We start from the raw sequence: 19605 nt of genomic DNA on the forward strand, positions 1-19605 counted from the left end.
GTCACGGTTCTCTCTTGCGGAAGGCGGGGGTGCGGGCTAGAGCGTGTGCCGGTTGCCATACAAGCCTTGATCAAAGGTGTGAGAGGCAGGATGAAACGGGCCGTCTGGCGGGCTGAGCAAGTAGCCCCGGCGTGCTGTACAAGCAGGAAGGAAGAGTACGGAACATGACGAAGCGCGAGGAGATTGATCTTAAGCGTTATATTCGGAATATTCCGGATTTTCCCAAACCCGGTATCCTGTTTTACGATATTTCCACCCTGATGCGGGAACCGGATGCATGGCAGATCGCCATGGGGCGTCTGGCGCGTCAGGTTGCTCCGTGGGAGCCGGATATGCTGGCTGCTGTGGAATCGCGCGGGTTTCTGACAGCCGCTCCGCTGGCGGATCGGCTTGGTTGCGGGCTTCTGATGCTGCGCAAACCAGGCAAGCTGCCGGGTGGCACTATTTCTCATACCTATGATCTGGAATATGGCAGCGATACGCTCCAGATTCAGGATGATGCCATCAAACCCGGCCAGCGCGTTGTGGTGATGGATGATCTGCTGGCAACCGGCGGCACACTGGCGGCCTCCATCACGCTGCTGCGTAAGGCTGGCGCGAATGTGGTCGGGGCTTCCCTGCTGGTGGAACTGACAGGTCTTGGCGGCCGCGACAAGCTGGACGTGCCGGTTAAAAGTCTGGTTACGTACGAAGAGTAATACTGCCTGCTTCGGTTTGTTCTTTCTGATCATGCAAGCAGAAAGAACATACGAGGTTTGAGTACTGTTTTTCCTTGCCATGATGTATGTGAAACTCATGGCAGGATTACAGACCTCTGATGGCTGGCGACTGGCTGCATGAGAAGTGCGGCGTTTTCACTCAGCCAGTTTTATCAGGCTCTTGCGGCAATGGTCCGGCAGACGCTTCTGGGCGGAGGGCCACCCCGTAAGCTGGATCATCTGCGCTGGTTGATTGCGCCTGATCTTCTCTCCTTTGGATACGCCCTGCGTACCACCATTTCCGCACTTATAGCGTTGGGCATTGCCTTGTGGTGGGAACTGGGCAGTCCCCAATGGGCGGCGCTGACAGTCTGGATGGTGGCCCAGGGCACACGGGGCAAATCCATTGCCAAGGCCCGCTGGCACATGTTCGGCATGGTGGTGGGCACCATCTGCGCCGTGGTGCTGGTGGCCTGTATGCCGCAGGCGCCCCTGCTGTATATTCTGTGTCTGGCCGGTGGAATCGGCATTTTCTGTTTTATCGGAACCCTGCTGCCCGGCCCCGCCGCCATGACCAATTACCGTATTCATGGCATGCGGGCGTCCGGTTTTACCTACGCCATTATCGCGTTGGATGGGGTTCTGGCACCGGACCATATTTTTGAAATTGCCATGGCCCGCGCCACGTACATCACGCTTGGCATTGTGGTGGAAACCACCATCTCCTCCCTGTTCCAGTATCAGTTGGGCACGCGCGCCCGTAACCGGCTGGCGACCAATTTTGTGCAGGCCATGGGGGGCGCTACGCGTGCTCTGGTGAACATGCTGCGAGGGGACCATAACGCCATTACCCGGTCCCCGGATGTGCTGACCACCATTCTGACCCTGAGCGATCAGGTGGAGTTTGCCGAAATTGAAATGGGCAAACACGAGCATGAAGGGGACCACGCCCGCGCTGCACTGGCGGCCATTACGGTGCTGATGTCTCGCGGCATGGAGCTTTCCGCTCTGCTGGCCGTGCCGGATAGTCAGGGCGTGCATTACAAGCAGACAGCCGAGCAGGTCAGCCTCTTTCTGCAAGGGCTCCCCGGCAGGCTGGGGGACGATCAGCCCATAAAACCGGTGCTGGATGAACTGACCCTGCTGGATGCCACCTGCCGGGAACTGGCGGCCACCAGTCTGCAAGAAGAAATGGTGGCCGCCACGCATCCCCCGGTTGATCTGCCGCAGGAACGCCGCCTCTCGCGGGAAGGGCAGCTTTTACACAAGCTGGATGAACTGCTGGACGAACTGCGTCTCTCGCTGGAGCAGTTTGAAATGAGCCGCCACCCGCAGCCGCATGATCATTTCCGCTACGGTATGCGGACGTATCGTGACTGGCGAGTGGCGTTCACCAACAGCCTGCGCGCCTCGGTCACCATTTTCTGCTCGGGCCTGATCTGGATGACAACGGCCTGGCCGGATGGTCTGACCTTCATGATGTTTGTCTCCATTGTGTGCGCCCTGTTCTCCACGCTGGAGCAACCAGCCTTGGCCACGCAGGCGTTTCTGCACGGCACTGTGTGCGTAATCGGCATGTGCGGGCTGCTGGACCTTTGGGTCATGGCCCAACCCACCACATACGAGATGCTGGCCATGTGTCTGGCTATTCCCATGTTGGTGGGCGGGTTGGCGTTTGCCTATGCGCCACTGGTACTGGCGGCTGTGGCGTACAATCTGTTTCTGCCCATTCTGGTTGGTCCACTCAATCAGGGCCGCATGGACGAGGTCATGTATTTCAACACGGCTCTGCCGCTGTTGCTGGCCATGATGTTCGCCATGTGGATGTATCGTGTCTTCCTGCCCTTTGATCCCGATGGTCTGCGGTGGGATATGCGGCTGGATATTCTACGCTGGCTGCGCAGGCTTGCCGCATGGCGGTATCCGCCTTTGCCGTCAGAGGTTGTGGGGCGCGGCGTGGATAATTTTGTGCGCCTGTCATCCATGACGGGCGGCAAACGCTCTTACGTGCTGGAAAGCTACCTCAGCGGTGTGCTGTCCAGCATGACCATCGGGCTGAATGTGCTGCGCCTGCGCAGTATTCTGGCGCGTGGTGTGCTTCCCCCCGGCCCGCAGCGGGCGACGCAGGCCATGATGAACCGCATGCAGCGTTTTACAGGCCGTTATGGTGGCCAGTATGGTCGCACTTCCCGCGCTACCCATCTGGCGGTGCTCTATCTGGTGCAGCGTGAACAGGTGGAAACCAATCTGTCCGTGCGGGTGGAAATGCTACGGGCACTCGCCAGCCTGCGCGTGATTGAAACGGAACTGGCCCAGAACCGGGCATTCTTCGATGCTTCCTCCCCTTATCTGGACCCTGCCTTCCCGGAAAAAACAGTGCCTGCTTCTGCCTGATGCTCTGGCGCAATGGGCTTGGGCTTCACACATATGTGTCGCCCCCATGTGGGCTTGCCCCCTACAGGTCTTGGTGTAGAGGGGGTAGGGTCCGGCCTTTCAGCCTGCGGCTGTTTTCCTCATGGAAGCTGGCAGGGCTGGCTCTGAATGATTTGTTCCCGTAAAGACGTGCTTCGGCCTTCATCCCTACGGTTGGAAAAGACCATATGATCAGGTTCCCTGACTCCACGCTTTGGCAAGAACGGGCGGATGCCCTGTATGATCGCGTGCGCCACGTGGTTCCGGCAATGGAATGGCCTGCGTTTGCAGATGATATTGCGGCCATTCTGGAACTCAAGCAGAAGCATAACGCCGTTATTCTGGCCCATAATTACCAGACTCCGGAAATCTTCCACTGTGTGGCGGATATCACGGGTGATTCCCTCGCTCTGGCGCGTAAGGCGCAGGAGGTTGAGGCGGATATCATGGTCATGGCCGGTGTAGCGTTCATGGCGGAAACCTCCAAACTGCTGAACCCGTCCAAGACCGTTCTTCTTCCCTCGGCAGAGGCAGGATGTTCACTGGCGGAATCCATCACGGCGGCAGATGTGCGCCTGATGCGGCAGCGTTACCCCGGCGTGCCGGTTGTGACCTATGTGAACACGTCCGCTGCCGTGAAGGCGGAGAGTGATATCTGCTGCACATCCGGCAACGCCCGACAGGTGATTGAAAGCCTGGGCGTGGACGAAGTGATCATGATCCCGGATGAGTTTCTGGCCCAGAATGTGGCGAACGAAACCGGCGTGAAGGTAATCACCTGGAAAGGCCATTGTGAGGTGCATGAGCGCTTCACACCCCAGGAAATTCGGGACTGGCGCAAAGCCTATCCGGATCTGGTAGTGCTGGCCCACCCGGAATGCCCGCCAGAAGTGGTGGCGGAGGCTGATTTTGCGGGCTCCACGGCGGGCATGTCAGACTTTGTGGCGTCCGGCAAAGCCGCGCGCGTGCTGCTGGTGACCGAGTGCTCCATGAGCGACAATCTGGCCGCTCTGCATCCGGATGTGGAACTGATCCGCCCCTGTAATCTCTGCCCGCACATGAAGCGTATTACGCTTGGCTCCATTCGTAAGGCGCTTGAAAATATGGAAGTAAAGGTGGAAGTGGAGGCTGATGTGGCCGACCGCGCCCGACTGGCGATTGAACGGATGCTATCGGTTTAGAGACCTTTTTTACACGATGGATGACTGCCGAATGCTGCCTTCTCTGCCCGATATCATGCTTGAACCGCTGGTGCGGGCGGGCCTTCTGGAAGATCTGGGGCGCGGGGGTGATCTGACCACCAATGCCGTAATCGGCCCGGAGGACAGGCTGCGCGTGGTGATGCGCAGCCGGGAAGACGGTGTGCTGGCCGGGCTGGATCTGGCACGGCTTTCCTTTCATCTCATTGATCCTTCCCTGAACTTCCAGCGCCTGAAGAAGGAAGGGGAAGCCTTGGCCGCCGGAGATGTTGTGGCGGTGGTGGAAGGCAGCGCCCGCGCCATCCTGACAGGCGAGCGTGTGGGGCTGAATTTTCTGTCTCACCTGAGCGGGATTGCTACAGCGACGGCCACTATTGTGCGCAGTATGGCTGGCACTAAAGCGCGTCTATGCTGCACGCGTAAAACGATGCCCGGCCTGCGGGCCATTCAGAAATATGCTGTGCGGGCCGGTGGTGGTGTCAGCCACCGTATGGGGCTGGATGATGCCATTCTGATCAAGGACAACCATATTGCACTGGTGGGCAGTGTGCAGGAGGCAGTCGCCCGTGCACGTGCGGCGGCAGGCCATATGGTGAAAATTGAGGTTGAGGTGGATACGCCAGAGCAGTTGCGTGCCCTGCTGGCGGGCGAGAAGGTGGATGCCGTTCTGCTGGATAATATGTCTCTGGCCGATCTGCGCACCTGTGTTGATATGATAGATGGCCGTCTGCTGGTGGAAGCGTCTGGCGGGATCACGCCCCAGACAGCACCAGCCATTGCCCAGACAGGGGTGGATCTGCTGTCTGTCGGGTGGTTGACTCACTCCGTCAAAGCCCTTGATTTCGGTCTGGATTTTGAAAAAATTCTTTAAGAGTCTCAGCGCCCCTTCTGTTGCTGAAGAGTAAGGCCCTCTCTCCAGTGGTCACACAGCGCCTCACCGGGATGTGATGAGGGCACTCTGTAGCGCCTGACGCAATCCTGTTGTTTCCTGCGTTCACAAGACACCATGAAAAACACGGCGTTCGGCTGACCTGGGTTGGTCAGAGAAGAAAAACAAGAAATGCCGGAAAAGGAGTGTTCCTGATGTGTCCTCAACCCACTTCATCTGTTTCGGCAAAGCCCGATTCATCATGGTCTGCGGCGCAGATCCGGGCTTTTTTGAGAGAGATGTTTGATGCGGCTGTCGCGAGTGCCAGTCCGTCTCGGGTATTGGCGCAGGCTCTGCCGGAAAAGCCAAAGGGGCGGTGCGTTGTGGTTGGGGCGGGCAAGGCTTCTGCCGCCATGGCAGCCGCGCTGGAAGAGGCATGGCCGGATGTTCCGCTGGGCGGCGTAGTGGTCACGCGTGATGAACATGCTGTGCCCACGCAGCATATTACCATTCTGGAAGCCTCTCATCCGGTGCCGGATGAGCGAAGTGAAGCGGCTGCCCGCGCTATCCTGAAAGCAGTGGAAGGGCTGAGCGCGGATGATCTGGTGATCGCCCTGATTTCAGGCGGAGGTTCTTCGCTGCTTGCCTTGCCAGCGGAAGGACTAAGTCTGGATGAAAAAAAGAAGATCGGGAAAGATCTGCTTCATTCAGGTGCGACCATTACGGAAATGAACACGGTGCGCCGCCACCTTTCCGGCATTAAGGGGGGGCGCTTGGCACAGGCGGCTTTTCCCGCACGGGTGGCGACTTTTGTGATCAGCGATGTGCCGGGTGATGATCCTGCCGTTATTGCCAGCGGTCCCACGGTGCCAGACAACACAACAGCGCTGGATGCCTTGCGGATTGTGCGCAAATACGATCTGGCCTTGCCGGAAGCAGCACTTGCGCATCTCAAACATGAGGCCGACCGCACACACGGGCACACGCCTGATGTGGCGGAAGGCAACAGCGTGACGATGATCGCAACACCTTTTCTGGCGCTTCAGGCTGCGGCGGAGCGTGCCCGTCAGGCAGGCGTCACCCCGCTTGTTCTGGGCGATGCGCTGGAAGGGGAAAGCAGTGCGGCCGGTGTGGTGTTGGCTGGCATTGCGCGCTCAGTCAAAATGCATGGTGTGCCTGTGGCGGCTCCCGCTGTTCTGTTGAGCGGGGGAGAGATGACGGTCACCATCAGAAAAGGTGAAAAACCGGGCCGTGGTGGACGGAATACGGAGTTTCTGCTGGCCTGCGCGCAGGCACTGGATGGCGAGCAGGGTATATGGGCTCTGGCCGGGGATAGTGACGGCATTGATGGCACAGAAGATGCCGCAGGTGCCATTGTGACACCCGATACGCTCTCACGCGGGAAAAAACGAGATCTGGATGCGCAGGATTTCCTTAAAAACCATGACAGTTACAGCTATTTCAAGGAAATAGGAGATCTCGTCATAACCGGGCCAACGCTGACAAACGTGAATGACATTCGTATTCTGCTGGTGCTGCCAACGGAATAAAACACGGCTTTATCGGCCCAGTATCTTATCAACGCGGCACCGGAGGGCAGGGATAACCCGATCCTGAAACTCCGGTGTTGCGCGTTCCCATGCCCCCGTGCGCCATGAGGGATGAGGAAGCGGAAAATAGTCAGGCAGATAATTCTCAAAATTCAGGGTGCGTTCGTAAACCTTTCCTTTTCCCAGTGTATAGTTTTGTGAATAGGAGCCTACCAGAAGGGTCATCTGGATATTGGGCAGGAAAGAAAGAATACGTTCTCGCCAGAGCGCCGCACATTCAGGCGGAGGCGGTCGGTCTCCTCCTTTGGGCAGAACGCCCGGATAGCATAATCCCATAGGGACAATGGCAATCTGGTCTTTATCGTAAAAAAGATCGCGGTCCATGTTCAGCCAAGATCGCAACCGCTCGCCTGACGCGTCATTGAACGGAATGCCCGTTTCATGCACGCGGGTGCCGGGGGCTTGTCCGGCAATCAGCAAACGGGCTTTTGGGGAAAAATTGATAACAGGTCTGGGCGCAAAGGGGAGTTTGCCAGCACAGGCCGTACAACTCCGCACGGTTTTGAGAAAACCCATGAGGTCTTCATCACTGATGGCAGACGAGGAACAGGGGGGCGTAGAAAAAAGGGTTTTCATGGTGTGAGCAATCCACTCACGTAGCGCGGAACAACCTTGGTGGCCGGACCGTACGAGACTTCATCAAACTGGCCAGATGCGGCAGATGGCGCCAGATTCAGTTCAACAGTATGGGCGTGCGCGCCAGCCGCCTGCACAAAACCAGCGGCAGGCCATACCGTTGCAGACGTGCCGATGGCGATAAAAAGGGTGCAGCGAGCAAGCGCTTTTTCAATACGTTCCATGTGGTAAGGCATCTCGCCAAACCAGACCACATCCGGTCGTAAGGCTGCTGCGCTACAATGGGGGCAAGGCGTGGTTGGAAAACAGTCTGTTATCCACTGAAAACTCTGGTGGCACGCTGTACAGCGCACCCGTTCCAGCTCACCATGCATATGCACAAGGCTGCGACTGCCTGCGCGCTCATGCAAAGGGTCAATGTTTTGCGTGATCAGCAGAAAGCGGTCATCTGCCTCATGCGGCATTTGGTTCCGTAACGCAGTTTCCAACATCGCCAGAGCCTTATGGGCTGCGTTGGGTTCAACAGTCTGCGCCTCCTTGCGTCGATGATTATAAAAATCGTCCACAAGGGTTGGGTTTCTGGAAAATCCTTCAGGTGTGCAGACATCTTCAATGCTGTGTGACGCCCATAATCCGCCTTCATCCCGAAAGGTGGCAAGGCCGGATTCCTGACTGATGCCTGCGCCAGTCAGAATAACAATCCGTTCAGAAAGCAGGGAGGAGGGGAATGGAGCGGCCATATTTCAGCATATGTGATGCCGTGCTGCTTTGCACAAGGAGCGAAAAGTATGTGCTTGCTTGTGGTGCCAGAAGGGAGATGTGAAGCAGCTTTGTGGCGTGCTGAGGGGTAAGCATAAAAAACACCGCGCTGGTTGCCCAACGCGGTGTTTTTAGCAGGTCCTCGCTCTTTTAAAGGAGCGAGGAAGAAAAAGTCGCTCTTACTGAGCTTCGTCTTCACCCGTGTGGGTCTGCGGAGCAAAGGTCCAGCCTGCGCCATAAGGCTGCGGATGGAAGACACCCCATGTAGCCGTGTCATTTCCACCGAAGCCCCATGAATAGGTGGAGATCGGTGCATGATCAACGCGCAGCTTCTGAATGTCTGCTGCCGTAACGTTGGCCGGAGCCTTGTTACCCCAGGAGGTGCGGATGAAGTTGACCACGTCCGCAATCTGCTGGTCAGACAGAACATTCTTGTAGCCAGGCATTGCCACGGCAGAAGGGGCCCAGTTTGTGGGCGGCAGAACCGCACCGGCCACAATGATGTGGGCAACGGATGTCGGGTTTTCAGACACCACAACCGGGTTGCCAGCCAGCGGCGGGAACATACGGGCTACACCACCACCATCGTTACGGTGACAGATGGCGCACTGTTCAACATATTCCTTGGCACCCGGCATGCCGGAGGTGTTGTGGGAATCCAGAGCCTGAGCGGTGGAGGCATCATATTTGTAATCACCACGGGCCGGCGGTACCGGCGGCAGGGCTTTCAGATATTTTGCCATGGCGCGCAGATCACTATCCGTGAAGTACTGCGTGCTCCAGCCCACCACGTCGGCCATGCCACCAAACACTGCGGAATGGTCAATACGGCCAGATTTCAGGAACTGGTAGATATCATCCTCAGACCAGCGGCCCAGACCCAGAACGGGGTCATTGCGCAGGCTTGGGGCGATCCAGTTATCAATCGGGGCACCACCGCTCAGGAAGTCAGCACCGCCGGACGCATCAAGCGCTTTTTCCTGCATGCCAAAGCCGCGCGGGGTATGGCAGGCGCCGCAGTGACCGGGGCCTGTCACCAGATATTCGCCGCGAGCGATATCCGCATCGGTGCCCGGAGCCGGTGTGAAGTCCTTGGGGGCCGGTGCAAACACGGACCGCCAGATGGACAGCGGCCAGCGCATGGACAACGGCCAGGAAATGCCAGCCGGTTTGTTGGGCTGGGCCACCGGCTTCACGCCATGCATGAAGTAGGCATACAGCGCCTTCATGTCATCCTGCGTCATGCGGGCGAAGGACGGATACGGCATGGCCGGATACAGCGTGCTGCCGTCCTTGCGCACGCCATGGCGTACGGCTTCGTCAAATTCCTTGAACGTATAGGTCCCGATCCCGTGGGTGGGGTCAGGGGTGATGTTGGTGGAGTAGATGGTGCCAATGGGGGTCTGGATGGACAGACCGCCAGCATACACCTGACCGTGCAGCGCCGTATGACACGCTACACAGTCCCCCAGGCGCGCAACATACGCGCCTTTTTTCACCAGTTCATCGTCAGCGCTTTGTGCGTGCGCCAGAGAAGTGCCTGCCAGAAGCCCGACAGCGACCGCTCCCAGAGCGGCTTTTAGTCCTTTGATCATCGTTTTTACCACTGTGTCGCTTGTGTGCCGAATGACGTCATGACTGTGCCGGACCATTACGGCGTAATGCCGAGAGTCGGGTTTTCGGGAATGCCCTTGTCATTCTTGCGAGCATCCACTTCACGCTGATAGGTGTCGTTCGCACGCTTGATGATGAACTGACGAATGTCTTCAATTTCATCAGGCTTCATGCTGGTGTCGAACCGATCCATCCCGTAAGCCGTCAGGGCACCGCGACCCACTACGTTGTAGAACGCATCCTGGTGGCGGATGGAACCAGACCAGCGCAGATCCGGCAGCACACCGGCACCTTCTGCGTTATCGCCATGGCAGGCGGCGCAATAGGTCTGGAACTGGAAGTAACCGTTATCGGTCACCTTGGTGTCATACTGCGCGGGCGGTTTGACGGGCAGAAAGCCTTTGTCATTCTGCGGAGGCAGTTCAGCTTTTCCATCCAGGGAGAAAGCAACAACGCGGGAGTGGTTGACTGTCCAGCCAGACGTACGGGCCAGACCGCCGAGGAAGAACGGATAGATACCGCCCCAGCCCACTTCTACAGCCACATACTGCTTGCCCTGCGCCTTGTAGGTGATGGGCGGAGCAATAATGCCGCTCTGTGCATCAAAGTGGAACAGGTCTGCGCCGTTGGTGGCGTCATAAGCGTGGAATTCGCCGTTTGCCAGACCCTGGAACAGCAGATCACCACCGGTAGCAAGGATACCACCGTTCCACGGACCTTTGTGGTCAACAACCCAGGCAGCTTCCTGCTTCTTGGGGTCCCAGGCTACAATCCAGCCTTTCAGATCCTTCATGAATGCGGTGCGGGCTTCCGGGGTATCCGGCAGACCGGCCTTGTTCATGTCCAGACCGAGGTTCCAAGAATCCGGATGTGCCTTGAAGCCGCCAACCTGGTTTTTATACAGGAAGGGAACCTGCTGGGCCGGGATGTAAACCAGACCTGTCTTGGGGCTGTAAGCCATGGCAGCAAAGTTATGGCCACCAAGGTCACCCGGAATGCCATACCATTCCTTGCCGTTGAGCGTGTACAGCGCATCCGGGTTATAGATCGGACGGCCCGTCTTGGGGTCCAGACCCTGTGCCCAGTTAACGTAAACGTAGTTCTTGCCGGACAGGAATTCACCCGTCTTGGCGTCCAGAATGTAGAAGAAGCCGTTCTTGGGCGCATGCACGATCACGTGGCGGTTTTCACCGTTGATCGGCATATCAAGTGTCATGATCTGCTGGACAGAGGTGTAATCCCACTGGTCCATCGGCGTTTCCTGGAAGTGCCAGACATATTCGCCGGTTTCAGGCTTGACCGCCACAATGCTGCCCAGGAACAGGTTATCACCAATTCCATCCGTGCGGTATTTGTAGTTCCACGGAGAACCGTTACCAACAGCCAAGTAAACCAGATCAGCCACCGGATCATACACGATGGAGTCCCAAACCGTGCCGCCGCCGCCCTGCTTCGTCCAAGCGCCCGTGGGGCTCCAGGTCTTGTAGGCTTTGTTCATCAGCACGTTGTCTGATGCAGCGTGGTCAGCTTCGTTCTTGTTGTTGGGAACGGTATAGAAGCGCCATTTCAGCTTGCCGGTTTCTGCATCAAAGGCAGACACAAAGCCACGGGCACCGAATTCAGAGCCACCATTGCCGATCAGCACCAGGCCTTTGGCAACGCGCACGGCACCGTCAACGGTGTAGGAGCGCTGCTGCCCGAGGGAGGCTTCCTTGGGAATGGTGTTGACTTCCCAGACCTTCTTGCCGGTCTTGGCGTCCAGAGCGACCAGGCGACCATCGAACGTGCCGAAGAACACCTTGCCGTTCCAGTAGCCTGCACCACGGTTAACCGTGTCACAGCAGCCTTTGTCAGCAATGTTGCCGGGAACGCGCGGATCATACTGCCACAGCAGCTTGCCGGTGGCTGCATCCAGCGCTTTCATTTTGGACCAGTTGGTGGTGGCGTACATGACCCCATCCACAACCAGAGGAGTACCTTCCTGGCCGCGGTTGGTATCAAGATCAAAATACCAGGCCAGTTTCAGGTTACCCACGTTGGACTTGTTGATTTCGTCCAGCGGGCTGTAGCGCTGCTCGGTATAGGTCCGACCATAGCTCAGCCAGTTTTCAGGATGATCATCCGCGTGGATGATCGCTTCCCCGGTGTTGCCCAGGCTGTCAGCATGGGCGGGGAGAGCTGCCAGAGGCAGCGGTGCGGCGCAGATCGTTCCGGCCGCGAGAATTCCTAGCAGCGAACGTCTCTTGGCGGAGGCGGGGCGGGTCATGCGTTAGTGTCCTCGACTGGTATTAAGGTGAGGAAAAAAGACAATTAAAAGCCGGAAGACCGGTTTCCTACACTCAGCCAATGAGGCTCCGCGCTGTCAATCACGCCAGAGGAATAGCTGATGCCAGTCCATGCAATAATTTGCTGGCGTTACAGAGGGGTAGAGGCGGTACATCTTCTCACGGGAGAAGGTAATCAGCGTGATCTTGAGTATGTTATAACAAACATTATACAAATGATCCTGGTGGCGCGAAGAGATAATTTGCCTCTGGGGTGAACAGTGTTGTTTCTCTGTTTTTCCATGACCGGAAAAGGGTAATTTCCGAAATGGAAGACGTGGTGAAAACTGTCTGATGATGCAGTTGTATCCATGCGCTGACATCTTCTGGAGGGACGGCGGAGATGGTGGCCAGAGGAATGCTGAGAGGGGCACAAATGCGCGCATTTCTCACTCCCGCCCGTTTGGCGGCGGACAGGCTTTTCACGGAAAGGTGATCAAGAGACGGCGAACGAACTCTGAGTTCAAGCGTGATTCGGTCTCGCCGCGTAAAAACATCAAAGCCGTCGGGCACGAAGCTGGCGGGTTCCTTCAGGCGCAGCCCATGCAGGGCGTGGTCGAGTTCTTCCAGCGTGAGAGGCTGGGTCACCTCTCCAAGCGTGCACAGGGGAAGGAACAGGAAAGATGCGGGCTCCCAGCTCTTGTCCTGAAAATGGTTTTGCAAAGCCAGTAATGCGTCACGCAGATCGTCGGGAAGGGTGATGCCGATGGTCAGATACATGGAAAAACCTTGAGGTCTGCCTGGTAAAACAGGCGGAAAGGGAAGGCTGGAAAACTGGCTTGTGGAGCGTCCATTCAGGTGGATGCATCCTGAGAGAATATAAGGGCCTGACCCTTGACGCAGTGGCAGGGCAGCCACAAGTATAAAGCAAAGCCGGCTTGTCCGGACAAGGAGAGGAAAACAATGTCGTTCGGTCACGACTTTCGTTCACCTGCCGCAGCATCTGGGTGGAATGCTCAGGCTGGCGCACTGGATGCAGGCCTGCGGGCTTATATGCTGCGGGTCTATAACTGGATGGCATCCGGGCTACTGCTGACGGCAATCGTCGCTTATGCAGTTGCTTTTACGGGCCTGCGTGGGCTGTTTTTCCAGTTAACCCCAACCCCCGGCGGTATGGCGCTGCACCCCACTCTACTGGGGGGCGCGGCAATGATCGCTCCGTTGGGCTTTGTGCTTGTCATGTCTTTTGGTGTGAACCGTCTGTCACGCCAGGGCGCGCAGGGACTGTTCTGGGCATTCTGCGCCACCATGGGGGCCAGTCTTTCCAGCATCTTCCTAGTTTACACGGGCGTTTCCGTTGTGCGCGTGTTTCTGGTGACAGCCTGCATGTTTGGCGCAACATCCCTATGGGGCTACACCACCAAGGCAAATCTGGCCAAATTTGGCTCTTTCCTGATGATGGGGCTGTTTGGACTGATTATCGCTGGTCTGGTAAATATCTTCCTTAAAAGCCCGGCAGTGTACTTTGTGTACAGTATTGTTGGCGTATTCATCTTTACCGCGTTCAGTGCGTTTGATGCGCAGCGTATCCGGGTTACCTATCCGCAGTATGCTGCTTACGAAGGGCCGGATGAAGCTGCCAAGCGCAGTGTCTATGATGCCCTGAGCCTTTACCTGAACTTCATCAACCTGTTTCAGTTTCTGTTGCAGTTCATGGGTGTCAGAAACACCAACGACTAAGAAGTCGCTACCTCTCTCCTTTTCATCCCAGGAGAGAGGAGTCTGTGTCTTCCAGCAGAGCCCGGCCTAATAAGGCCGGGCTTTTTTGCTGAGTCAGCTATGCGATGAACGAAAAGGACCATAATAGTCCGAAATAAGTTCAAAATAAGACTTATACTAAGCACGATGAAGTGAGTAACGCGTGCGTGATAATTCAGAAGCGCATTTATACCATTGAAAAACATAAGCAAATTTAGAGTCCGCAAAAATATTGAAACAATTTGAAATAAATCGTGATATCTTGTGACTCTTTAAAATCAGCGAAATAACACGGTGAGGAAACATTCCTTGGGCAATGGCCTCAGTGTGATGAAGGGCTGATGGAACTTTTCAGACATTGAGAATCTGGCCTTTAGGAATAAAGTAGCGCTCAGGGCGTTTCTGCTGCCTGTGGGAGTTCTGCGCTGCCCGGCATGAAGGCTGTTTCAACCGGTTGGTGAAACTGCCTGCATGTCGGCCTTGTGGTGTGTGAGTTCTGCGGGGCCGGAACGTAGTTTCTTGCTGTTGTCCGGCTTCTATGGCAGCAGGAGCAGAGAGTCTTTGTGAGGCTAAGTTGATGTCAGAACCAAGAGGCGTGCGATGAAAAACAAGTTACTGGCGAGAATGGCGCGATTAGGCGGCCTATCGTCAGCGTTGCTGCTTGCCGGGTGTGAATTGGATGTTCTAGACCCGAAAGGCCCGGTTGGTGAGGGTGTGAAATCACTCATCCTTACCTCAACAGTCGCGATGCTGATTGTGGTGGTCCCGACCATCATTCTGTCTCTGGTTTTCGCCTGGCAGTATCGCCAGTCCAACACCAGCGCGGAATATCTTCCCAAATGGTGTCACTCCAACAAGATCGAACTGGTTATCTGGGGCGTTCCCACGCTGATCATTATCTTTCTTGCCGTGATCACCTACCAGACCTGTCATTCCCTTGATCCGTACAAGCCGCTGGAAGCTGAAGCGACCACCAAGCCGCTGCACGTTGAGGTTGTGGCTCTGGACTGGAAATGGCTGTTCATCTACCCCGAACAGGGTATTGCCACCGTTAACCAGCTGGCCATTCCGGTTAACACGCCCATCGATTTCGTGATTACCTCTGATTCCGTGATGAACTCTTTCTTCATCCCGCGTCTTGGTTCCATGATTTACGCCATGGCGGGCATGCAGACCCAGCTTCACCTGCTGGCCAGCGAACCGGGTGATTACCTGGGTGAATCCGCCAACTACAGTGGCCGTGGTTTTTCTGACATGAAATTCCGTACGCTTGCTGTAAGCGGTGATGAATTCAACGCATGGGTTGATAAAGTTAAATCTTCGTCCGAGCAGCTTGATAGCCAGACCTATCCGAAGCTGGCTGCGCCGAGCGAAGCTAATCCTGTCGAATATTTCGCGCACGTTGAACCCGGAATGTTCAACACGATCGTAGCCAAGTACAATAACGGCATGGTCATGGACAAAAACACCGGACAGATGATCCAGGTGCAGTCCGCGATGTCCGACATGAATATGAAGGAATAGGATCTATGCTAGGGAGACTATCGTTATCGGCCATCCCGTTGGATGTTCCGATCCTTGTAGGCACGTTCTTGGGCGTTGCCATTGTCGGTCTCGCGGTTCTGGGGCTGATCACCTATTACGGGAAGTGGGGCTATCTCTGGAAAGAGTGGTTTACTTCTGTTGATCACAAGCGTCTGGCGGTGATGTACATCATCCTGGCGCTCGTTGCTCTGTTCCGCGGTTTTGCGGACGCTATCATGATGCGTACCCAGTTGGCCCTAGCCTATGCTGGCAACCCAGGCTACCTGCCGCCACACCATTACGATCAGATCTTCTCCGCTCACGGAACGATCATGATCTTCTTCCTGGCGATGGCGTTCATGACCGGTCTGTTCAACTTCGTTGTGCCGCTTCAGATCGGCGCTCGCGACGTTGCCTTCCCGTTCCTGAACAACCTGAGCTTCTGGATGACGGCCATTGCGTTTATTCTGGTGAACGTTTCCCTGTTCATCGGTGAATTCTCGCAGTGTGGCTGGCTGGCCTACCCGCCGTTGTCTGAAACTCAGTTCAGCCCTGGCGTCGGTGTAGACTATTATATCTGGGCCATTCAGCTTTCGGGTGTTGGCACCCTGCTGACAGGTGTGAACTTCTTCGTGACGATCGTGAAGATGCGCGCTCCTGGCATGACCTGGATGAAAATGCCGGTTTTCACCTGGACCGCTTTCTGTGCTTCCATCCTGATCATGGTTTCCTTCCCTGTGCTGACGGTTGCCGTTGCGCTGCTGGGTCTGGACCGTTACTTCGGCATGCACTTCTTCACCAATGATGGTGGTGGTAATCAGATGATGTACCTCAACCTGATCTGGGCATGGGGTCATCCGGAAGTTTATATTCTTGTTATTCCCGCCTTCGGCGTGTTCTCTGAAGTTGTTCCTGCTTTCTCCCAGAAGCCGCTGTTCGGCTATGGCACCATGGTCTACGCAACCTGCGCGATCATGATCCTGTCCTTCCTGGTGTGGGTGCATCACTTCTTCACAATGGGCGCTGGTCCGGACGTGAACGCCTTCTTCGGCATTGCAACCATGGTGATCTCCATCCCCACGGGTGTGAAGCTGTTTAACTGGATGTTCACCATGTATAAGGGCCGCATCCAGTTCCATGCCTGCATGTACTGGGCCGTTGGCTTCATGGTGACCTTCACCATCGGTGGTATGACCGGTGTGATGATGGCCATTCCGGGCGCTGACTTCGTTCTGCATAACTCCCTGTTCCTGATTGCTCACTTCCATAACGTGATTATCGGTGGTGTGTATTTCGGTTACATCTGTGGCATGAACTTCTGGTTCCCGAAGGTTATGGGCTTCAAGCTGAACGAAAGCTGGGGCATCCGTGCTTTCTGGTTCTGGTTCGTTGGCTTCTACTTCGCGTTCGTTCCGCTGTATGTTGTTGGTTTCCAGGGCATGACCCGTCGTCTGAACCACTACGACAACCCGGCCTGGCACCCCTGGCTGCTGGTTGCTGAAGTGGGTGCGGTGCTGATCCTGTTCGGTATCGTCTGTCAGCTGACGCAGCTTTATGTTTCCATCCGTGACCGCAACCTGCCGCAGAACCGTGACGTAACGGGTGATCCGTGGAACGCACGTTCTCTCGAATGGTCCACGTCTTCTCCGCCGCCGGTGTACAACTTTGCTCTGGTTCCCCACGTGCATGAGCTCGACGCTTTCATGCATGACAAGGAAAACGGCATTGATACCCGTCGTGCAGGTGGCCCTTATGAAGCAATCCATATGCCGAAAAACACGGCAGCTGGTTTCCTCGTGGGTGCTTTCAGCCTGGTCCTTGGTTTTGCCGCTGTCTGGTACATCTGGTGGCTGGCTGCTATTGGTCTGATTGGTGTGATCGGGACGGTTATTGCCCGTAGTGCCAACAAGGATATCGATTTCTATATCCCTGCTGAAGAAGTTGCCCGGATCGAGAACGAGCATTCCCGTAAACTGATGGCACAGGCAGCTGAGTAATGGCGCACGATACAACTGTTCCGACCTCGGGCCACGACGAACATCACCACGAATCTCCGGTGGTGTTCGGGTTCTGGGTCTACCTGATGACGGACTGCATTATCTTCGGCTCTCTGTTTGCCGCGTTTGCAGTCCTGCGTAACCAGTTCAATGGCGGTCCTAGCGGCCATGAACTTTTCGAACTGAGCGGACTTGGGCTGGAAACAGCCCTTCTGCTGGTCTCTTCCATCACTTATGGATTTGGCATGATTGCCGCCCATAAGAACGAGATCAGCAAAGTCATCATGTGGCTGGGTGTGACCTTCCTGCTGGGCCTTGGCTTTGTCGGGCTGGAAGTGAACGAATTCGCTCACATGATTCATGAAGGTGCAGGGCCGGATCGCAGTGCGTTCCTGTCTGCCTTCTTCACGCTGGTGTCGACCCACGGTCTGCACGTGACCTGTGGTCTGATCTGGATTGTTACCCTGATCGTTCAGCTCATGGGTACAACCGAGATCCCGGAACGCATGATGAACAAGCTCACCTGCCTGAGCCTGTTCTGGCACTTTCTGGATATCGTCTGGATCTGCGTCTTCACCTATGTCTATCTGGCGAGCATGATCTGATGAGCGATCTTCACACAACCTCCTCTGGTGAGAGCCACGGTAGCGTATCGTCTTACATTATCGGGTTTGTTCTTGCCGTTATCCTGACGGTTCTGGCTTTTGCAGTTGTTGCAACGCATAGCCTGTCCCCGTCTGGTACCGTGCTGGCAATTTCTGCTCTGGCTCTGGTTCAGGTGCTGGTTCACCTGCACTACTTCCTCCACATGGGTGGTGGGTCCGAGCAGCGCTGGAACAACATCTGCTTTGTGTTCACGGTTGGATTTGTTGCCATCTTCATCATTGGCACCCTGTTCATCATGAACAACACAGCTCTGCACATGATGTCCCGCTAATACGGGGTTTGCTCCGGCCGGTTTCCGGTTGGAGCTCATGTGAAAAAGGCCGCGGGAGCAATTCCGCGGCCTTTTTTGTGTGTTGGGGAATGGGGCTTGAAGTGATGTCCTATAAGGAACAGTTTTCGTGCCGGGCACTAGCCGGTCAGGCGGGCGTATTTATATCAACGGTTACAGTGTTTGGCCTATGAAGCTACCTGAAGCCGCGACCATGCTCTCATAGTTGGTGCAATCCAGGGTGGAAGTCGTATCGCTCAAATCTCATAATTATTGGTACTGTTTACTCTCCAGCGACCTCTCTTCTTTTCTATAAGACGGGGGTGCGTCCGCTAATACTTTTGACCGCTGGTGGCTCATGCAGAAAAAGAGAGCGGGAGCTTAGCTTGCAACGGGCGGCTGTTTCTCCGCGTCGAGCATCTATGGGTGCTGTTTGTGGGACAGAAGGCCAGTGGGCATAAAAAAACGGCGGGGACTGCCGGGAAAGGCAGCGCGCCACGCCGTTTTAGACCGTAGAAAATGAAAAGGCTTGAAGATCAGCCTTTCTGCGGTTCCGGAGAGAGCAGGTCGGCTTTACCGGGTTTGTCTTTCCACTCTTCCGCATCAGCAGGGGGAGTACCCTTGCGGGTGATGTTCGGCCATTGGGTGGCGTATTTTGCGTTGAGTTCCGCCCATGCTGTCGCACGATCATCGCTATCGGGGAAAATTGCTTCGGCGGGGCATTCAGGCTCGCACACGCCGCAGTCAATGCATTCGTCTGGGTTGATTACCAGAAAGTTTTCACCGGCGTAGAAGCAGTCAACAGGGCAGACTTCCACACAGTCCATGAATTTGCAGCGGATGCAGTTTTCAGTGACCACGTAGGTCATTGCCATCTCCGAAATTATCTGGGGGCCGGATCAAGTCGGGCCAAGGTAAGATGGCACGTACCATATCGGCCCATACCACCAACGATGGCGCATGATATGAGGGGCTTTTTCCCCTATGGCAACCCGCTTGCGTGCGGTATCGCCATTTCCACCAAAGCGGGACTGAGTTTAACGACGTTTTTGCAACACTGCCAGTACTGCAAAGGGACCAGACGGGGGCGGGGTGGTGATGGCGCGCTTCTTTTTCTGGCGCGCACTTTTCTGGTTGGACAGTACAGCCCGAACGGGCTGAAGCATGACTGGCACCGGAGGACCAAACTGCTGTTTTTCCAAGGGCATGGCGGGTTTGAGGCGAATGCCGAGCCCTTTCAGAACAGCGGGCAGATCAGCGGTGGATGCTCCAAGGCGTGAGGCCATGCCTGCTGGTAGAGGATAAGCTGTTCCTCTGGCCAGCAGTCCCAGATTTGTCCTGACATCTTCGGCAATATCGACGCGGATTTCTCACACTTGAGGCAATTTCGGG

17 protein-coding genes are annotated in these 19605 nt (G+C 56.0%); 10 read left to right on the forward strand and 7 right to left on the reverse strand.

Annotated elements, in window-relative coordinates; genetic code table 11:
- Positions 1–164: 164 nt before the first annotated feature.
- The 5 genes from AD944_RS07345 (at position 165) to AD944_RS07365 (ending at position 6727) form a co-directional block, all read left to right on the forward strand.
- Entirely contained in the window at positions 165–698 is a 534-nt protein-coding gene (locus AD944_RS07345; protein ID WP_035380661.1) for an adenine phosphoribosyltransferase, read from the forward strand.
- A gap of 138 nt (positions 699–836) precedes the next feature.
- On the forward strand, positions 837–3092 hold the full coding sequence (locus AD944_RS07350) for an FUSC family protein (RefSeq protein WP_006558710.1): 2256 nt from the start codon (positions 837–839) through the stop codon (positions 3090–3092).
- Between the two features lie 206 nt (positions 3093–3298).
- Complete coding sequence (gene nadA / locus AD944_RS07355) at positions 3299–4291, forward strand: quinolinate synthase NadA (protein ID WP_045543618.1); 993 nt, start codon at positions 3299–3301, stop codon at positions 4289–4291.
- Between the two features lie 31 nt (positions 4292–4322).
- Positions 4323–5180, forward strand: a complete 858-nt coding sequence (gene nadC, locus AD944_RS07360) for a carboxylating nicotinate-nucleotide diphosphorylase (protein ID WP_035380726.1) — start codon at positions 4323–4325, stop codon at positions 5178–5180.
- Positions 5181–5476: 296 nt separating this feature from the next.
- Positions 5477–6727 (forward strand): glycerate kinase type-2 family protein, encoded by a 1251-nt coding sequence (locus tag AD944_RS07365; RefSeq protein WP_099048361.1) that lies wholly within the window; start codon positions 5477–5479, stop codon positions 6725–6727.
- A gap of 9 nt (positions 6728–6736) precedes the next feature.
- Here the strand turns inward: AD944_RS07365 and AD944_RS07370 are convergent, their stop codons facing one another.
- From AD944_RS07370 to AD944_RS07390, 5 genes are all read right to left on the reverse strand, one after another.
- On the reverse strand, positions 6737–7303 hold the full coding sequence (locus AD944_RS07370) for a uracil-DNA glycosylase family protein (RefSeq protein WP_227004933.1): 567 nt from the start codon (positions 7301–7303) through the stop codon (positions 6737–6739).
- Positions 7304–7359: 56 nt separating this feature from the next.
- Positions 7360–8103 carry an NAD-dependent deacylase gene (locus tag AD944_RS07375; protein ID WP_045543615.1) on the reverse strand — a complete coding sequence of 248 codons (744 nt, stop codon included), beginning with the start codon at positions 8101–8103 and terminating at the stop codon, positions 7360–7362.
- A gap of 198 nt (positions 8104–8301) precedes the next feature.
- Entirely contained in the window at positions 8302–9717 is a 1416-nt protein-coding gene (locus tag AD944_RS07380) for a c-type cytochrome (RefSeq protein ID WP_035380652.1), read from the reverse strand.
- Between the two features lie 56 nt (positions 9718–9773).
- Positions 9774–12002 (reverse strand): PQQ-dependent dehydrogenase, methanol/ethanol family, encoded by a 2229-nt coding sequence (locus tag AD944_RS07385; RefSeq protein ID WP_006559609.1) that lies wholly within the window; start codon positions 12000–12002, stop codon positions 9774–9776.
- Between the two features lie 226 nt (positions 12003–12228).
- Positions 12229–12780: a 2'-5' RNA ligase family protein gene (locus AD944_RS07390; RefSeq protein WP_035380650.1), complete on the reverse strand. Its 552-nt coding sequence runs from the start codon at positions 12778–12780 to the stop codon at positions 12229–12231.
- Positions 12781–12963: 183 nt separating this feature from the next.
- Here AD944_RS07390 and AD944_RS07395 point away from each other — a divergent pair, with 183 nt between their 5' ends.
- The 5 genes from AD944_RS07395 (at position 12964) to cyoD (ending at position 18216) form a co-directional block, all read left to right on the forward strand.
- Complete coding sequence (locus tag AD944_RS07395; RefSeq protein ID WP_006559607.1) at positions 12964–13740, forward strand: Bax inhibitor-1/YccA family protein; 777 nt, start codon at positions 12964–12966, stop codon at positions 13738–13740.
- 618 nt (positions 13741–14358) lie between these two features.
- Positions 14359–15282, forward strand: coding sequence for a ubiquinol oxidase subunit II (gene cyoA / locus AD944_RS07400; protein ID WP_006559606.1), 924 nt, complete (start codon positions 14359–14361; stop codon positions 15280–15282).
- 5 nt (positions 15283–15287) lie between these two features.
- A complete protein-coding gene (gene cyoB, locus AD944_RS07405; RefSeq protein ID WP_035380648.1) occupies positions 15288–17279 on the forward strand; it encodes a cytochrome o ubiquinol oxidase subunit I in 1992 nt (663 codons plus the stop codon).
- A complete protein-coding gene (cyoC, locus tag AD944_RS07410) occupies positions 17279–17884 on the forward strand; it encodes a cytochrome o ubiquinol oxidase subunit III (RefSeq protein WP_035380646.1) in 606 nt (201 codons plus the stop codon). The genes cyoB and cyoC overlap by 1 nt, the downstream gene beginning before the upstream one ends.
- Positions 17884–18216, forward strand: a complete 333-nt coding sequence (gene cyoD / locus AD944_RS07415) for a cytochrome o ubiquinol oxidase subunit IV (protein WP_006557382.1) — start codon at positions 17884–17886, stop codon at positions 18214–18216. The genes cyoC and cyoD overlap by 1 nt, the downstream gene beginning before the upstream one ends.
- Before the next feature lie 533 nt (positions 18217–18749).
- On the opposite strand, the gene fdxA is transcribed toward cyoD, so the two are convergent.
- Complete coding sequence (gene fdxA, locus AD944_RS07420; RefSeq protein ID WP_035380722.1) at positions 18750–19082, reverse strand: ferredoxin FdxA; 333 nt, start codon at positions 19080–19082, stop codon at positions 18750–18752.
- A gap of 168 nt (positions 19083–19250) precedes the next feature.
- Positions 19251–19499, reverse strand: a complete 249-nt coding sequence (locus AD944_RS07425) for a hypothetical protein (protein ID WP_045543614.1) — start codon at positions 19497–19499, stop codon at positions 19251–19253.
- Positions 19500–19605: the final 106 nt, after the last annotated feature.

This window comes from Acetobacter tropicalis, from assembly GCF_001580915.1.
GTDB classification, from domain to species: domain Bacteria; phylum Pseudomonadota; class Alphaproteobacteria; order Acetobacterales; family Acetobacteraceae; genus Acetobacter; species Acetobacter tropicalis.

What these genes read in the sequence shown, in the direction of transcription:
- AD944_RS07380 (WP_035380652.1), bottom strand. Translation starts at nt 9,717, where the DNA reads ATGATCAAAGGACTAAAAGCCGCTCTGGGAGCGGTCGCTGTCGGGCTT.
- nadC (WP_035380726.1), top strand. Translation starts at nt 4,323, where the DNA reads ATGCTGCCTTCTCTGCCCGATATCATGCTTGAACCGCTGGTGCGGGCG.
- AD944_RS07385 (WP_006559609.1), bottom strand. Translation starts at nt 12,002, where the DNA reads ATGACCCGCCCCGCCTCCGCCAAGAGACGTTCGCTGCTAGGAATTCTC.
- AD944_RS07365 (WP_099048361.1), top strand. Translation starts at nt 5,477, where the DNA reads ATGTTTGATGCGGCTGTCGCGAGTGCCAGTCCGTCTCGGGTATTGGCG.
- cyoB (WP_035380648.1), top strand. Translation starts at nt 15,288, where the DNA reads ATGCTAGGGAGACTATCGTTATCGGCCATCCCGTTGGATGTTCCGATC.
- AD944_RS07345 (WP_035380661.1), top strand. Translation starts at nt 165, where the DNA reads ATGACGAAGCGCGAGGAGATTGATCTTAAGCGTTATATTCGGAATATT.
- AD944_RS07425 (WP_045543614.1), bottom strand. Translation starts at nt 19,499, where the DNA reads ATGGCCTCACGCCTTGGAGCATCCACCGCTGATCTGCCCGCTGTTCTG.
- fdxA (WP_035380722.1), bottom strand. Translation starts at nt 19,082, where the DNA reads ATGACCTACGTGGTCACTGAAAACTGCATCCGCTGCAAATTCATGGAC.
- AD944_RS07390 (WP_035380650.1), bottom strand. Translation starts at nt 12,780, where the DNA reads ATGTATCTGACCATCGGCATCACCCTTCCCGACGATCTGCGTGACGCA.
- AD944_RS07375 (WP_045543615.1), bottom strand. Translation starts at nt 8,103, where the DNA reads ATGGCCGCTCCATTCCCCTCCTCCCTGCTTTCTGAACGGATTGTTATT.
- AD944_RS07395 (WP_006559607.1), top strand. Translation starts at nt 12,964, where the DNA reads ATGTCGTTCGGTCACGACTTTCGTTCACCTGCCGCAGCATCTGGGTGG.
- AD944_RS07350 (WP_006558710.1), top strand. Translation starts at nt 837, where the DNA reads ATGAGAAGTGCGGCGTTTTCACTCAGCCAGTTTTATCAGGCTCTTGCG.
- AD944_RS07370 (WP_227004933.1), bottom strand. Translation starts at nt 7,303, where the DNA reads ATGGGTTTTCTCAAAACCGTGCGGAGTTGTACGGCCTGTGCTGGCAAA.
- nadA (WP_045543618.1), top strand. Translation starts at nt 3,299, where the DNA reads ATGATCAGGTTCCCTGACTCCACGCTTTGGCAAGAACGGGCGGATGCC.
- cyoD (WP_006557382.1), top strand. Translation starts at nt 17,884, where the DNA reads ATGAGCGATCTTCACACAACCTCCTCTGGTGAGAGCCACGGTAGCGTA.
- cyoC (WP_035380646.1), top strand. Translation starts at nt 17,279, where the DNA reads ATGGCGCACGATACAACTGTTCCGACCTCGGGCCACGACGAACATCAC.
- cyoA (WP_006559606.1), top strand. Translation starts at nt 14,359, where the DNA reads ATGAAAAACAAGTTACTGGCGAGAATGGCGCGATTAGGCGGCCTATCG.